At 69.8% G+C, this 12,953-nt stretch carries 13 protein-coding genes and 1 tRNA gene; 4 read left to right on the forward strand and 10 right to left on the reverse strand.

Annotated features, from left to right (window positions below; translation table 11 throughout):
• Nucleotides 1-173: 173 nt before the first annotated feature.
• Complete coding sequence (locus AB3M90_RS14250) at nucleotides 174-1,178, forward strand: LacI family DNA-binding transcriptional regulator (RefSeq protein WP_412953064.1); 1,005 nt, start codon at nucleotides 174-176, stop codon at nucleotides 1,176-1,178.
• A gap of 67 nt (nucleotides 1,179-1,245) precedes the next feature.
• Here the strand turns inward: AB3M90_RS14250 and rplL are convergent, their stop codons facing one another.
• The 3 genes from rplL to AB3M90_RS14265 all read right to left on the reverse strand — a co-directional run bounded on the left by rplL (nucleotide 1,246) and on the right by AB3M90_RS14265 (nucleotide 4,216).
• A complete protein-coding gene (gene rplL / locus AB3M90_RS14255) occupies nucleotides 1,246-1,629 on the reverse strand; it encodes a 50S ribosomal protein L7/L12 (RefSeq protein ID WP_412953066.1) in 384 nt (127 codons plus the stop codon).
• Nucleotides 1,630-1,677: 48 nt separating this feature from the next.
• Complete coding sequence (rplJ, locus tag AB3M90_RS14260) at nucleotides 1,678-2,166, reverse strand: 50S ribosomal protein L10 (RefSeq protein ID WP_412953068.1); 489 nt, start codon at nucleotides 2,164-2,166, stop codon at nucleotides 1,678-1,680.
• Between the two features lie 259 nt (nucleotides 2,167-2,425).
• A complete protein-coding gene (locus AB3M90_RS14265) occupies nucleotides 2,426-4,216 on the reverse strand; it encodes a glycoside hydrolase family 15 protein (RefSeq protein WP_412953069.1) in 1,791 nt (596 codons plus the stop codon).
• A gap of 50 nt (nucleotides 4,217-4,266) precedes the next feature.
• Here AB3M90_RS14265 and AB3M90_RS14270 point away from each other — a divergent pair, with 50 nt between their 5' ends.
• Both AB3M90_RS14270 and AB3M90_RS14275 read left to right on the forward strand, forming a co-directional pair.
• Nucleotides 4,267-5,631: a glucose-6-phosphate dehydrogenase gene (locus AB3M90_RS14270; protein WP_412953071.1), complete on the forward strand. Its 1,365-nt coding sequence runs from the start codon at nucleotides 4,267-4,269 to the stop codon at nucleotides 5,629-5,631.
• A 102-nt stretch (nucleotides 5,632-5,733) separates the two neighbouring features.
• Complete coding sequence (locus AB3M90_RS14275) at nucleotides 5,734-6,414, forward strand: YqaJ viral recombinase family protein (RefSeq protein WP_412953074.1); 681 nt, start codon at nucleotides 5,734-5,736, stop codon at nucleotides 6,412-6,414.
• Nucleotides 6,415-6,441: 27 nt separating this feature from the next.
• On the opposite strand, the gene AB3M90_RS14280 is transcribed toward AB3M90_RS14275, so the two are convergent.
• Nucleotides 6,442-7,320 carry a LysR family transcriptional regulator ArgP gene (locus tag AB3M90_RS14280; RefSeq protein ID WP_412953076.1) on the reverse strand — a complete coding sequence of 293 codons (879 nt, stop codon included), beginning with the start codon at nucleotides 7,318-7,320 and terminating at the stop codon, nucleotides 6,442-6,444.
• A gap of 71 nt (nucleotides 7,321-7,391) precedes the next feature.
• On the opposite strand from AB3M90_RS14280, the gene AB3M90_RS14285 reads away from it, so the two are divergent.
• Complete coding sequence (locus AB3M90_RS14285; RefSeq protein ID WP_412953079.1) at nucleotides 7,392-8,069, forward strand: LysE/ArgO family amino acid transporter; 678 nt, start codon at nucleotides 7,392-7,394, stop codon at nucleotides 8,067-8,069.
• A gap of 72 nt (nucleotides 8,070-8,141) precedes the next feature.
• Here the strand turns inward: AB3M90_RS14285 and rplA are convergent, their stop codons facing one another.
• The 6 genes from rplA to poxB form a co-directional block, all read right to left on the reverse strand.
• Entirely contained in the window at nucleotides 8,142-8,831 is a 690-nt protein-coding gene (gene rplA / locus AB3M90_RS14290; RefSeq protein ID WP_412953082.1) for a 50S ribosomal protein L1, read from the reverse strand.
• A gap of 11 nt (nucleotides 8,832-8,842) precedes the next feature.
• Nucleotides 8,843-9,274: a 50S ribosomal protein L11 gene (gene rplK / locus AB3M90_RS14295; protein WP_412953085.1), complete on the reverse strand. Its 432-nt coding sequence runs from the start codon at nucleotides 9,272-9,274 to the stop codon at nucleotides 8,843-8,845.
• 256 nt (nucleotides 9,275-9,530) lie between these two features.
• Nucleotides 9,531-10,625 carry a transcription termination/antitermination protein NusG gene (nusG, locus tag AB3M90_RS14300; protein ID WP_412953087.1) on the reverse strand — a complete coding sequence of 365 codons (1,095 nt, stop codon included), beginning with the start codon at nucleotides 10,623-10,625 and terminating at the stop codon, nucleotides 9,531-9,533.
• A 42-nt stretch (nucleotides 10,626-10,667) separates the two neighbouring features.
• On the reverse strand, nucleotides 10,668-10,940 hold the full coding sequence (gene secE / locus AB3M90_RS14305) for a preprotein translocase subunit SecE (protein ID WP_412953090.1): 273 nt from the start codon (nucleotides 10,938-10,940) through the stop codon (nucleotides 10,668-10,670).
• A 40-nt stretch (nucleotides 10,941-10,980) separates the two neighbouring features.
• Nucleotides 10,981-11,053: transfer RNA gene (locus tag AB3M90_RS14310), tRNA-Trp, on the reverse strand.
• A gap of 146 nt (nucleotides 11,054-11,199) precedes the next feature.
• Nucleotides 11,200-12,924 carry a ubiquinone-dependent pyruvate dehydrogenase gene (gene poxB, locus AB3M90_RS14315; RefSeq protein ID WP_412953093.1) on the reverse strand — a complete coding sequence of 575 codons (1,725 nt, stop codon included), beginning with the start codon at nucleotides 12,922-12,924 and terminating at the stop codon, nucleotides 11,200-11,202.
• Nucleotides 12,925-12,953: the final 29 nt, after the last annotated feature.

Below are 12,953 nucleotides of genomic sequence, written 5' to 3' on the forward strand. Positions count from 1 at the left end.
AAACGGTCACAAGCTCGCAACCTTTCACAACCTTCGCCGGCGTGTCATGGGAGCGCTCCCGATGACGTCGTGTGGAACCGGTTCCCTTTTCCGATCGGACGCACTACGCTGTGACCCGGCGCGCGCCGACCGCGCAGCCGCTCGCGCCTCGCGCGACGGGTCGAGGAGGACCGATGAGCACGATCGCGGACGTCGCCGCGCGTGCCGGCGTGTCCAAGGCCACGGCCAGTCGCGCGCTCACCGGCCACGGCTACGTCTCCGACGACACCCGTCGCCGTGTGGCCGACGCCGCCCGCGAGCTCGCCTACGTCGCCCACTCGTCGGCGACGAGCCTGGCCACCGGCCGTACGCAGACGGTCGGCGTGGTGATGCCGCCCGTCGATCGCTGGTTCTTCGCCGAACTCCTCGCCGGCATCCAGGAGGCGCTGTTCGCGCTCGAGTACGACCTCTCCCTCTACGGCGTGCCCGAGGGCTCCGCGACCAGGGAGCGGCTGTTCGAGCACGTGCTGCCACGGCGTCGGTTCGACGGCATCATCGCCGTCGACATCCAGCCCAGCGCACACGAGCTCGAGCGACTGCAGCGCACGGGGCGCCCGCTGGTGAGCGTCGGGCCGTACGACGAGGGATCGAGCGCGGTCTCGATCGACGACACCGCGGCGGCGCGCATCGCCACCGAGCATCTCATCGAGCTCGGTCACACGGCCATCGCCTTCGTGGGCGGCGCGACGGATGCCGCCGAGACCAGCCTCGGCGATGCGCGCCGACTCGAGGGGTATCGCGATGCGCTCCAGGCGGCGGGCCTCGCGGGAAGCACCCGGGTCGTGGGTGCCGCCCCGACGATGACGGGCGGCTATGCCGCAGCGGCCGGGCTGCTGGGCGATCGCCGGCACCGCCCCACGGCGATCGTCGGAGTGTGCGACGAGGCCGCGATCGGAGCGGTGATCGCCGCGCGCCGACTCGGGATCGCGGTCCCGACCGAGCTCAGCATCGTCGGCATCGACGACCACGAGCACGCCGAGATGTTCTCGCTCACCACGATCGGGCAGTCCCCGCGCGAGCAGGGGCATGATGCGGTCCGCCTGCTCGCCGAACGCATGCGCCATCCCGACGACCCGCTGCAGCACGTCGTGGCGGCATCCGCCCTGGTGGTGCGCAACTCCACGGCCGCTCCGCGCTGACCCGGGCCGAGACGCACGAAGGCCCCGGGCGGACCCGGGGCCTTCGCAGAAGCGCGGAGCGCTGGAATTACTTGAGGGTGACGGTCGCGCCGGCCTCTTCCAGAGCAGCCTTCGCCTTGTCGGCGGTCTCCTTGTTCGCGCCCTCGAGCACGGCCTTGGGGGCACCGTCGACGACGGCCTTGGCCTCGCCGAGGCCCAGCGAGGTGAGCTCGCGGACCGTCTTGATGACCTGGATCTTCTTGTCGCCGGCAGCCTCGAGGATGACGTCGAACGAGTCCTTCTCCTCCTCGGCCGCGGCCTCGCCACCCGCGCCCGCAGCGCCGGCAACGGCGACGGGTGCAGCAGCGGTGACCTCGAACTTCTCCTCGAACGCCTTCACGAAGTCGTTGAGCTCGACGAGGGTCAGGCCAGCGAACTGCTCCAGCAGCTCCTCGGTGGAAAGCTTCGCCATGATGATTCTCCTAATAGATGGGGTTTGTGTGACGAGATCGCCGGTCGCTCACGCGGCCTCGGCGGTCTCCAGCTTTTCGCGAAGCGCGTCGATGGTGGCGGCAGCCTTGCCCATCGTCGCCTTCATCATGCCCGCAGCCTTCGCCAGCAGAACCTCACGGCTCTCGAGCGAGGCGTACTTGTTGACCTCGTCGGCGGAGAGGGCGTTGCCCTCGAAGACGCCGGCCTTGATCACGAGAAGCGGGTTGGCCTTGGCGAAGTCACGCAGAGCCTTGGCGGTGGCGACGAAGTCGCCGTGCACGAACGCGACGGCCGACGGACCCTTGAGGTCATCGTCCAGCGCGGTGATGCCGGCCTTGTTGGCGGCGATCTTGGTCAGCGTGTTCTTCACCACGGCGTACTCGGCGTCCTGACGGATGCTGTTGCGCAGCTCCTTGAGCTGAGCAACCGTCAGACCGCGGTACTCGGTCAGCAGGACGGCGTTCGAGTTCTCGAATGACTTCGTGAGCTCGGCGACCGATGCATCCTTCTGCGCCATGGTCACTCCTTGGTGTGTACGAGGCGCCGCACGGTGGTGGGGCGCCGGCCTGGACCGCCGGCGAGAAAGAGAAGAGCTCCGGCGCAAGCGCACGGAGCTCGGAGAAGTTCGTGACACCTGCGCGGGACCCTGCTTCGCAGAGCTTCGATCGTCTCGCGCTCACGCGCACGACGATGACCAGCGGTCTTCGGTTGGTCCCAGAGTACCCCACCGACCCGTCGTCGCCCAAATCGCGGGCGCGACCGCGCCCGCCGCGACCTCAGCACCGGTCGGCGGCCCGCCCCCGATGACCGCCGAGCGCATCCGCCGCCCGGATCAGACTCAGGTGTGACAGCGCCTGCGGGGTGTTGCCCACCTGGCGCCGGCCGGCGACGTCATACTCCTCCGACAGCAGGCCCAGGTCGTTCGCCAGCGCCGTCAGACGCGCCATGAGCTCGCGGGCGTCGGCGGTTCGACCGGTGGCGGCGTACTGCTCGACGAGCCAGAAGCTGCAGGCGAGGAACGGATGCTCCCCTCCGGCGAGCCCGTCGATCCCGGTCTCGGTGCGGTACCGCAGCACGAAGCCGTCGCTGATGAGCGTGCGCTCGATCTGCGTCACCGTGCGCAGCATCCGCGGATCGTCGGGTGCGCAGTACCCGACCTGGGGAAGGACGAGCAGCGAGGCGTCCACCTCGTCCGAGCCGTAATGCTGGACGAAGTACCCGTCGGCGTGGACGCCGCGCTCGTCGATCTCGCGCCGCAGGTCGTCGCGGGTCCGCTCCCAGCGCTCGGCGTCGCCGGTCAGGCCGTGCTCGCGCACGGCTCGCACCCCTCTGTCCACCGCGGCCCACATCATCACGCGCGAATGGGTGAACCAGCGCGGCTCGCCACGGATTTCCCAGATGCCGTTGTCGGGCCGGTCGAGCGACCCGACCACCTCATCGATGAGAGCGCGCTGCAGCGGCCACGAGAAGTCGCCCTCCTCGAGGCCCGCCATACGGGCCGCCTCGAGCGCCACCATCACCTCGCCGATGACGTCGCCCTGGTACTGGTCGACGGCGCCGTTGCCGATGCGCACGGGCGCCGACCCCTCGTAGCCGGGCAGGCTCGGCATCTCGCGCTCGGGGAGGTCGCGCTCGCCCGCGATGCCGTACATGATCTGCACCTCGCTGGGCTCGCCGGCGACCGCGCGGAGCAGCCAGCGCCGCCAGTGGTGCGCCTCGTCGAGGAAGCCGTGCGCGATGAGGGCCTCGAGCGTCAGCGCGGCGTCGCGCAGCCACACGAACCGGTAGTCCCAGTTGCGCGATCCACCGAACTGCTCGGGAAGCGACGTCGTCGCCGCGGCCACGATGCCCCCGGTGTCGCGGTTGGTCAGCGCCCGGAGCACGAGCAGCGACCGGACGACCTCGTCGCGGTGCGGACCCTCGTGCCGAGTGCCGGCCGCCCACTCCTGCCACCACGACCGCGTCGACGCGAGGGACTCGTCGACGTCGAGAGGTCTGCGCGGATGCTCATGCGACGGGAACCAGCTCAGCACCAGGTCACGGAGCTCGCCTGCGCTCACGGCGACGGCACCGCGATGGCGATGGTCGCGGGCGACGAGCCGGACGCCGCGCACGATCACCGCCTCGGGACCGGCGATGGCGAGCAGCGCCGGCTCCGAGGCCGTGCCGACCTGGCGCACCCACGGCAGCCGGCGCGCGTAGTCGAAGTGCAGACGCAGCTCGGTGACGAACTCGACCCGCCCCGAGATGCCGACGATCCGGCGCACCACGTCGGTGCGCGACGGATGCAGGGGCAGGAGCTCGTGCACCTCGGCGACGCCCTCGGACGTCTCCCACCGGGTCACGAGGATGAACGTGTCGGAGACGTAGTGCCGCTGCGACGTCGCCGCGTCGTCGGCGGGCCGCAGGCTCCAGCATCCGTGCTCCTGCTCCCCCAGCAGCGCCCCGAAGAGCGACGGGGAGTCGAACCGGGGCAGGCAGAGCCAGTCGATGCTCCCGTCGCGCGAGACCAGGGCGCCGGTGCGGCAGTCGCTGAGCAGGGCGTAGTCCTCGATCGGCGCGGGCATGTCCCGAGTCTGGCATGTCGGCGGGAGCGGTCGGCGATTACGGTGGGACCATGACCGATGCGACGACGCTTGTGATCTTCGGGGCCGGTGGCGACCTCGCCTCCCGCCTGCTGCTGCCCGCTCTGGGGCAGCTGTTGATGCGCGAGCCGGAGCGCGCCGTGCACATCGTCGGCGCCGATCGGGAGGAGTCCACCGACGCCGCCCTCGAGACCATCGTCCGGACGGCCTTCGCGACCATGGGCGCGGAGCAGGCGGCATCCCGGGTCGAGGTGGTGTTCCGTCGCACCGACATCACCCGGGCGGACGACCTGCGCGCGCTGCTGCACGACCTCTCGGGTCGGGTGGCCGTGTACTTCGCGGTCCCTCCGTCGGTCGCGGCCGCGGCGATCGACGCCATGACGCCCGACATGCTGCCCGCCGGCACCGTGCTGGTGATGGAGAAGCCGTTCGGCGTCGACGAGGCGAGCGCCCGCGCGCTCAACCGCACGCTGACCGCGCTCGTGCCCGAGAGCCAGGTGTTCCGCGTCGATCACTTCCTCGGCCGCTCGACGACCCTCAACCTGCTCGGCGCACGGTTCGCCAACCGCATCCTCGAACCCCTCTGGTCGGCCGAGAGCATCGAGTCGGTCGACATCGTCTACGACGAGAAGCTCGCGCTCGAAGGGCGCGCGGGGTACTACGACCGGGCAGGCGCCCTGGTCGACATGATCCAGAGCCATCTGCTGCAGGTGCTGGCCGTGCTGGCGATGGACGAGCCGGCGACGCTCGACGAGGTCGACTTCCGTGCGGCGACGGGGGCGGTGCTCCGCGCGACGAGGGTGTGGAACGACGACCCGGTCGCCTGGTCCCGTCGGGCGCGCTACACGGCGGGCAGCGTCGCCGGCGTGCAGAAGCCGTCGTACGTCGACGAGCCGGGCGTCGACCCGGCGCGCGACACCGAGACCCTCGCCGAGGCGACGTTCGAGGTGCGCAACGCGAAATGGGCGGGGGTGCCGTTCCGTCTCCGCTCGGGGAAGGCGCTCGGCGAGCCGGCGACCGAGATCGTCGTGCGCTTCCGCCGCGTGCGGCACGTGCCCGACGGGCTCTCGGGCACGTCGGACGGCGCGATCCTCCGCTTCTCGCTCGGCCCCGACCGCATCTCGCTGGAACTGAACCTCAACGCCGCGGAAGACCCGTTCGAGCTGGAACGGGCGACGTTGTCGGCCGAACTGGGCGAGGGCGCGCTCAAGGCCTACGCCGAGGTCCTGTCGGGGATCCTCGACGGCGATCCCCTCCTCGCCGTCCGCGGCGACGCGGCCGAGCAGTGCTGGCGCATCGTCGATCCCATCCTCCGCGCCTGGCGCGAGGGGCGGGTGCCGCTCGAGGAGTACGCCGCCGGATCGTCGGGGCCCGACGGGTGGCCCGCGACCCGCTGACCGCGCCCGCGCACCGCTGACCGCGCGACGCATGCCGACCCCGGATGCCGCATCGCGGCGTGTGCGGAGATCGAGGTCGGCGACCGGGGTTAGGGTCGAGGAGTGAACCCCGAACTCGCCGCGCGCATCGTCGCGGACTCCCGCGACCGCGTCGCGTGGATGCGAGCACGATCACGGGGCATCACCGCCACCGATGTGGCCGGACTGACCAGCGAACGCTCGATCATCCGCGCCGCCGACGCCAAGCTGGGCGGTGGCCCGCGGTTCGGCGGCAACGCCTACACCGACCACGGGCGGCGACGCGAACCCGAGATCGCCGCCTGGGTCGCGGCGACCCACGGCATCCTCCCCTCCTCCGCCCTCTTCCGGGCCGAAGTCGAGCATCGGCACCTCGCCACCCCCGACGGCATCGCCGTCGACACGGCGGGACGGGTGAAGCTCGCCGAGATCAAGACCACGAACAAGCCGTGGAGCGGCATCCCCCGCACCTACCTCCGTCAGGTCTGGTGGCAGCAGCATGTGCTGGGTGCGGAGCGCACCCTGTTCGTCTGGGAGCAGCACGTCGACTTCTCGCCGATCCACGACGAGCCGCGCTGCGTGTGGATCGACCGCGACGAGCGCGAGATCGCCAAGCTCGTGTCTCTCGCGACGCTCCTCATCGACGAGCTCTACCGGCGCACCACGGGGCAGCAGCCTCCGTCGCGCACGGCTCCGCTTCCCGCCAGTCGGCGAGAGCAGCTGCGCGAGCGCGACGCCTTCCGCGCGCTCGCGTTGGCCGACTGACGGGCCGCCGAGGACGCGGCATCGGGCTCAGGGCTGCAGCACGCGCCGCGCCTCGGCCGCGATCTCGGCCGCGATCGTGTCGAGGAGCTCCGAGCGCAGGTTCCACTGCTGCCAGTAGAGCTCGACCCGCAGCGCAGGACCCCCGAGCCGGATCAGTCCGGTGGACTCCTGGAGCAGCGGCAGCATGCCCCAGCCGAGACCCAGTTCGACCGCCATCGCGTAGTCGTGCGACGCAGGCACGAAGTGCCGCGGCACCCCCTGGTGGGCCACCCCGTTCGCGGCCAGCCAGTCGTGCTGCAGGGTGTCGCGACGGTCGAAGTCGACGAACGGCGCCGCGCTCAGCGCGGACTCCCCGGCCCCGTCGGGGAACCACCGTGCCGCGAAGTCGGGTGCGGCGACGGCCCGGTACTCGATCACGCCCAGGGGCGCGACCGAGCATCCCGCGACCGGTCGTGCCTCGCTGGTGACGGCGGCCATCACCGTTCCCGACTCGAGCAGCCGGGCGGTGAAGTTCTGGTCGTCGCGATGGAGGTCGAAGTCGATCGCGTGGGCGGCGGAGAGCCGGGCGAGCGGCGCCAGGAACCAGGTGGCCAGTGAGTCGGCGTTCACGGCCAGCGGAACGGTGATGCGCCGCGCCCTGTCCCCGTCATCGATGCCGACGCCGGCGAGCGCGTCGTGCTCGAGGAGGGCGACCTGCCGCGCGAGCCGCACGACCGCCTCCCCCGCCTCGGTGAGCCGAGCCGGTTTGGTGCGCACGAAGAGGATGCGGCCGAGCTGCTGTTCGAGTGTCTTGAGCCGCTGACTCACCGCCGACGGCGTGATGCGCAGCCGACGGGACGCGGCGTCGAGCGTGCCCTCGTCGGCGACGGCGGCCAACGTGGCGGCGAGTTCGGGATCGATGATCACATCAGCGATGCTAATGGTTCTATAGAAATCTTCGCTGGTACTGTCGATCCACGGTTTCTTACCCTGGAGGCATGCTCTCCCTCATCGCCGGTCTCGGCGTCGGCCTCTCGCTCATCGTCGCCATCGGTGCGCAGAACGTCTTCGTGCTGCGGCAGGGAATCCGGCGCGAGCACGTGCTGGCGGTCGTCGTCGTCTGCGCGCTCTCCGACGCCGTGCTCATCATCGCCGGCGTCGCCGGCCTCGGCTACGTCATCAGCGCCGCACCCTGGCTGGTGGTCGTGGCCAGGTGGGCGGGCGCGCTGTTCCTCCTGGTCTACGGACTGCTCGCCGCGCATCGCGCCTGGCGCGGCGGCGACGCCGGGCTCGACGCCGGAGCCGATGCGGCAGCATCCGCCGCCTCCGACGGCGCGGTGCGAGGTGGTCGTGCTCCCGGCACCGCGACTCTCGCCCGTCCGCGGCTGGCACCGGTGGTCGTCACGGTGCTCGCCCTCACCTGGCTGAACCCGCACGTCTACCTCGACACCGTCCTCATGCTCGGGTCGATCGCGACGACGCACGGGGATCAGCGCTGGCTCTTCGCGGCCGGGGCGGTGTCGGCCAGCATCCTGTGGTTCACGGCGCTGGGCTTCGGCGCCCGCTTCGTCGGACGCTGGCTGCGCACGCCGCGGTCGTGGCGCGTCCTCGACGCGATGATCGCCGTCGTGATGATCGCCATCGCGGTGAGCCTCCTGCTCCCCGTGCTCGCCTGAGCGGCGGGCCGCCGGCCCGGACGCGGAAAGGCCCCCGCCGGAGCGGGGGCCTTTCTGTTCGCGACGCGAAGGTCAGATCGCGTTGACGTCCAGCGGGATGCCGGGGCCGAAGGTGGTCGACACGGCGCCCTTCTGGATGTAACGGCCCTTCGAGCTCGACGGCTTGAGGCGGACGATCTCCTCGAGCGCTGCGTCGATGTTCTCGTTCAGCTGCTCGGCGGTGAACGACGCCTTGCCCACGACGAAGTGCACGTTGGCGTGCTTGTCGACGCGGAACTCGATCTTTCCGCCCTTGATGTCCTCGACGGCCTTGGCCGTGTTCGGGGTCACCGTGCCGGTCTTCGGGTTCGGCATGAGTCCACGCGGACCCAGCACCTTTCCGAGGCGACCGACCTGGCCCATGAGCTCCGGCGTCGAGACCGCTGCGTCGAAGTTGGTCCAGCCGTCGGCGACCTTCTGGATGAGCTCGGCGCCACCGACCTCATCGGCGCCCGCGGCGATCGCCGCCTCAGCGGCGGGACCCGTCGCGAACACGATGACGCGTGCGGTCTTGCCGGTGCCGTGCGGCAGGATGACGGTGCCGCGCACCATCTGGTCGGCCTTGCGGGGGTCGACCGAGAGCTTCAGCGCGACCTCGACGGTGGCGTCGAACTTCGACGAGCCGGTCTCCTTGGCCAGGGCGACGGCCTCGGACGGGGTGTAGAAACGGTCTGCCTCGATCTTCTCGGCGGCAGCGCGGTAAGCCTTGGACTTCGTAGCCATGATTATCTCCCTCAGCCCTCGACCGTGATGCCCATGGAGCGGGCGGTGCCGGCGATGATCTTCGAGGCGGCCTCGATGTCGTTCGCGTTCAGGTCGGCCTGCTTGGTCTCGGCGATCTGACGGACCTGGTCCTTGGTGATCTTCGCGACCTTGACAGTGTGCGGGGTCGACGATCCCTTGGGGATGCCGGCGGCCTTCTTGATGAGCTCCGCCGCGGGCGGGGTCTTCAGGACGAAGGTGAAGCTGCGGTCCTCGTAGACGGTGATCTCGACGGGGATGACGTTGCCGCGCTGCGACTCGGTCGCGGCGTTGTACGCCTTGCAGAACTCCATGATGTTGACGCCATGCTGACCGAGCGCGGGGCCGATCGGCGGCGCCGGGTTGGCTGCACCGGCGTTGATCTGAAGCTTGATCAGGCCGGTCACCTTCTTCTTCGGTGCCATTCTCTTTCCTTTCCTCGAGGCGGATGCGAGCAGCATCCGCTTCTCCCGCGAACCCGGCATCTCCGGGCTGCGGTCGTCTGCGCGCCCTTCGACGAGCTCAGGGGCCCAGGGGCCGCCGCACAAACCACAACAGTCTACCCGACGCCACGATGGATGGAAAACGTCTCGGAACGGGCATGTTCAGCGACGTTTTCCATCTATCACCGGAACGAGGAACGGCCGCCCCCCGAAGGGACGGCCGTTCCGATGACGGGTGTCAGATCATCTTGGTGACCTGGTCGAACGACAGCTCGACCGGCGTCTCGCGCTCGAACAGCGACACGAGCACCGTGAGCTTGCCGCTCTCGGGCTTGATCTCGCTGATCGACCCGGGCAGACCCGCGAACGAGCCCTCCTTGATCGTGATGGTCTCGCCGACCTCGAAGTCGACCTCGGCCGGCAGCGGACGAGCGACGGCGACGCCGCCCTTCGACGCGATGTTCTTCGCGGTCGGGACGTCCTTCACCTCGACGAGCGACTTCAGCATGTTGAAGGCCTCTTCGAAGCGCAGCGGCGTGGGGTTGTGGGCGTTGCCCACGAAGCCGGTGACACCGGGCGTGTGGCGGACGACCGACCAGGTGTCTTCCGTGAGCTCCATGCGCACGAGCACGTAGCCGGGGATGCGCACGCGGGTGACCATCTTGCGCTGGCCGTTCTTGATCTCGACGACGTCCTCCATCGGGACCTCGATCTGGTAGATCTCGTCCTCGACCTCGAGCGTCGACTTGCGCTGCTCGATGTTCGCCTTGACCTTGCGCTCGAAGCCCGCGTAGGAGTGGATGACGTACCACTTGCCGGGAAGCATCCGGAGGTCCATGCGGAAGGCCTCGTACGGGTCCTCCTCGACGTCGGCGCCAGCCTGCTCGGCCTCCTCGGCGGCGTCGACCACGGCGGCGGCATCCTGGATCTCGGAGACCTCCTCGGGGTCGAGCACGGGGGCGTCCTCATCGCCGTTCACGTCGGGGCCGTCGTACGGGGTGACCTCGTCGGCGGCTGCGGCCTGCTGCTCGGCGGCCTCTTCCGCCGCCGAATCGTTCAGGACCTCAGCGGCGGCCTCGGACTCCGCCGCTTCGTCCAGGTTGAGAGCGTCGTTCACGATCGCGTCTGCCTCCGGGTCGTCGATGTCGATGTCGGTGTCGTCCACGATGTCGTCCGCCGCATCCTCGTCTTCGACGTGGACTGCGACGTGCTCGGCCGAGGTGACCGAGAGCTCCTCCGCGGCGAGGACGTTGCCCTCCTGGGCCTCGTCCTCCTCGCTGGACTGCTCTGCGGCGGTCGCCCAGTCGGCGTCGTCGGAATATCGTTCAGACACGTTGCTTCTTCTCCATAGCTGCGGCCTCGGCCGCGGGCGTCATCAGTCGGGGATTCCGAACACCCAATGCGTCACGAACGCGAACAGAGTGTCCAAGCCGTAGACGATGCCCATGACGATGAGAACGAAGACGAGCACCACACCGGTGAACTTGAACAGCTCCTTGCGAGTCGGGGTGACGACCTTGCGGAGCTCGGCGATGACCTGACGGATGAACAGGGCGATGCCCCCGAAGAACCGGGAGAAGGGGTTGCCCTTCTTCTCGCGGGTGGCGCCGGCCGCGACCAGCTCGCCGCGCGGTTCTTCCTGATCCATCCTGAATGTACCTTTCGTGTGCCAGCGTTGCACTGACGCGCAGGGCGGACAGGAATCGAACCTGCAACCTGCGGTTTTGGAGACCGCTGCTCTGCCAATTGAGCTACCGCCCTAGAGACCTGAGGCCTCGGGGTGTCCTCCCATTCCGCCGGCCGCCCCGTGGTCCGAAGACCCCAGGCACGGCGAAAGAATGCAGAGAACAACTGCTCCCCCAGCATACGGCATCCTCCGGAGGAAGCCGAACCGACGGATGCCGCGCTCAGAACAACTGGCGCCAGTTCGCCCGGGCGAGGTCGAGCAGCTCATCCCCTCGTCCGGACATCACGGTCCGGATGGCGTACAGCGCGAAGCCCTTGACCTGTGCGGCCTCGATCGCGGGAGGCATGGAGAGCTCCTGCCGTTCGGTGACCACGTCGAGCAGGGCGGGGCCGTCGTGGGCGAGGACCTCGCGCACGGCATCCGGAAGGTCTTCGCTCCGCTCGACGCGGCGCGCGAAGATCCCCATCGCCTGCGCGATCGCGGCGAAGCTGGGGTTGTCGAGACCTGTGCCGTAGGTGACGAATCCGGCGGCCTTCATCTCGAGCTCGACGAAGTTCAGCGAGGAGTTGTCGACGACGATCGTCTTCACCGGCAGGTCGTTCTGCGTGAGGGTGAGCAGCTCCCCCAGCATCATGGCGAGACCTCCGTCGCCGGCGAACGCCACCACCTGGCGATCGGGGTGCGCGACCTGCGCGCCGATGCCGTGCATGAGGGCGTTCGCCATCGAACCGTGCGTGAACGATCCGATGAGGCGTCGGTCCGCGGTCATCGACAGGTAGCGGGCCGCCCACACCGTCGGTGAGCCGACGTCGGCGGTGAAGATCGCGTCGTCGGCCGCGTGCGCGTCGAGCAGTCGGGCGAGGTACTGCGGGTGGATCGGGCGCCCGCCTTTGGCCGGCACCGCCAGCTCGTCGAGCTTCGTGCGCGTCTTGCGGTAATGCGCGAGGGCGTCGTCGAGGTGGCCGCGGTCGGCGCGCTCGGCGAGCCGCGGGAGGAGTGCTTCGGCGGTGGCGCCGACGTCGCCGACGAGGCCGAGATCGAGCGGATGCCGCTTGCCGAGCTGCGCGCCGCGGATGTCGACCTGGATCGTGGTGGCGTGCTCGGGATAGAACTGCGGGTAGGGGAAGTCGCTGCCCAGCACCAGAAGCGTGTCGGCGGCCTCCATCGCGCGGAAGCCGGACGCGAATCCGAGCAGTCCCGTCATCCCGACGTCGAAGGGATTGTCGTACTCGATGTGCTCCTTGCCGCGCAGAGCATGCACGATGGGTGCGGCCAGCCGGTCGGCGAGCGCGATCACCTGGTCGTGTGCGCCCTCCACGCCGGCGCCGGCGAGGATCGTCACCTTCTTCGCCGCGTTGAGCAGCGTCGCGGCCTTCTCGAGCTCCGGCGCGCTGGGCACGGCGACGGACCGCGTGCGTTCGATCACGACGGCACGGTCGTCGTCGATGTCGGCGAGGGCGACGTCGCCGGGGATGACCAGGACCGCGACGCCGCGCTGCTCGATGGCGGCCCGCATCGCGATCTCGAGCAGGCGCGGCATCTGCGACGGCTCGGCGACGTACTCGACGTAGACGCTGCACTCACGGAACAGCTCCTGCGGGTGGGTCTCCTGGAAGTAGCCCGTCCCGATCTCGGTCGTCGGGATGTGCGCGGCGATGGCGAGCACGGGGACGCGCGAACGGTTCGCATCGTAGAGGCCGTTGATGAGGTGGAGGTTCCCCGGCCCGCACGATCCCGCAGCGACGGCGAGCTCGCCTGTCGTGCCGGCATCCGCGGCGGCGGCGAAGGCCGCGGACTCCTCATGTCGCACGTGCACCCAGCGGATCGAACCGTCCTTGCGTATGGCGTCGGTGAGGCCGTTGAGCGAATCGCCCGGAAGCCCGTAGACGTGATCCACTCCGTTGGCGCGCAGCGTCTTGACGATGTTCTCAGCGACGGTGACCATGCTCCGACCCTACGCGCGGGGCTGCAGAC

The organism is Microbacterium martis (genome assembly GCF_047246685.1).
In the GTDB taxonomy this organism is placed as follows: domain Bacteria; phylum Actinomycetota; class Actinomycetes; order Actinomycetales; family Microbacteriaceae; genus Microbacterium.

What these genes read in the sequence shown, in the direction of transcription:
- AB3M90_RS14250 (WP_412953064.1), top strand. Translation starts at nt 174, where the DNA reads ATGAGCACGATCGCGGACGTCGCCGCGCGTGCCGGCGTGTCCAAGGCC.
- rplL (WP_412953066.1), bottom strand. Translation starts at nt 1,629, where the DNA reads ATGGCGAAGCTTTCCACCGAGGAGCTGCTGGAGCAGTTCGCTGGCCTG.
- rplJ (WP_412953068.1), bottom strand. Translation starts at nt 2,166, where the DNA reads ATGGCGCAGAAGGATGCATCGGTCGCCGAGCTCACGAAGTCATTCGAG.
- AB3M90_RS14265 (WP_412953069.1), bottom strand. Translation starts at nt 4,216, where the DNA reads ATGCCCGCGCCGATCGAGGACTACGCCCTGCTCAGCGACTGCCGCACC.
- AB3M90_RS14270 (WP_412953071.1), top strand. Translation starts at nt 4,267, where the DNA reads ATGACCGATGCGACGACGCTTGTGATCTTCGGGGCCGGTGGCGACCTC.
- AB3M90_RS14285 (WP_412953079.1), top strand. Translation starts at nt 7,392, where the DNA reads ATGCTCTCCCTCATCGCCGGTCTCGGCGTCGGCCTCTCGCTCATCGTC.
- rplA (WP_412953082.1), bottom strand. Translation starts at nt 8,831, where the DNA reads ATGGCTACGAAGTCCAAGGCTTACCGCGCTGCCGCCGAGAAGATCGAG.
- rplK (WP_412953085.1), bottom strand. Translation starts at nt 9,274, where the DNA reads ATGGCACCGAAGAAGAAGGTGACCGGCCTGATCAAGCTTCAGATCAAC.
- secE (WP_412953090.1), bottom strand. Translation starts at nt 10,940, where the DNA reads ATGGATCAGGAAGAACCGCGCGGCGAGCTGGTCGCGGCCGGCGCCACC.
- poxB (WP_412953093.1), bottom strand. Translation starts at nt 12,924, where the DNA reads ATGGTCACCGTCGCTGAGAACATCGTCAAGACGCTGCGCGCCAACGGA.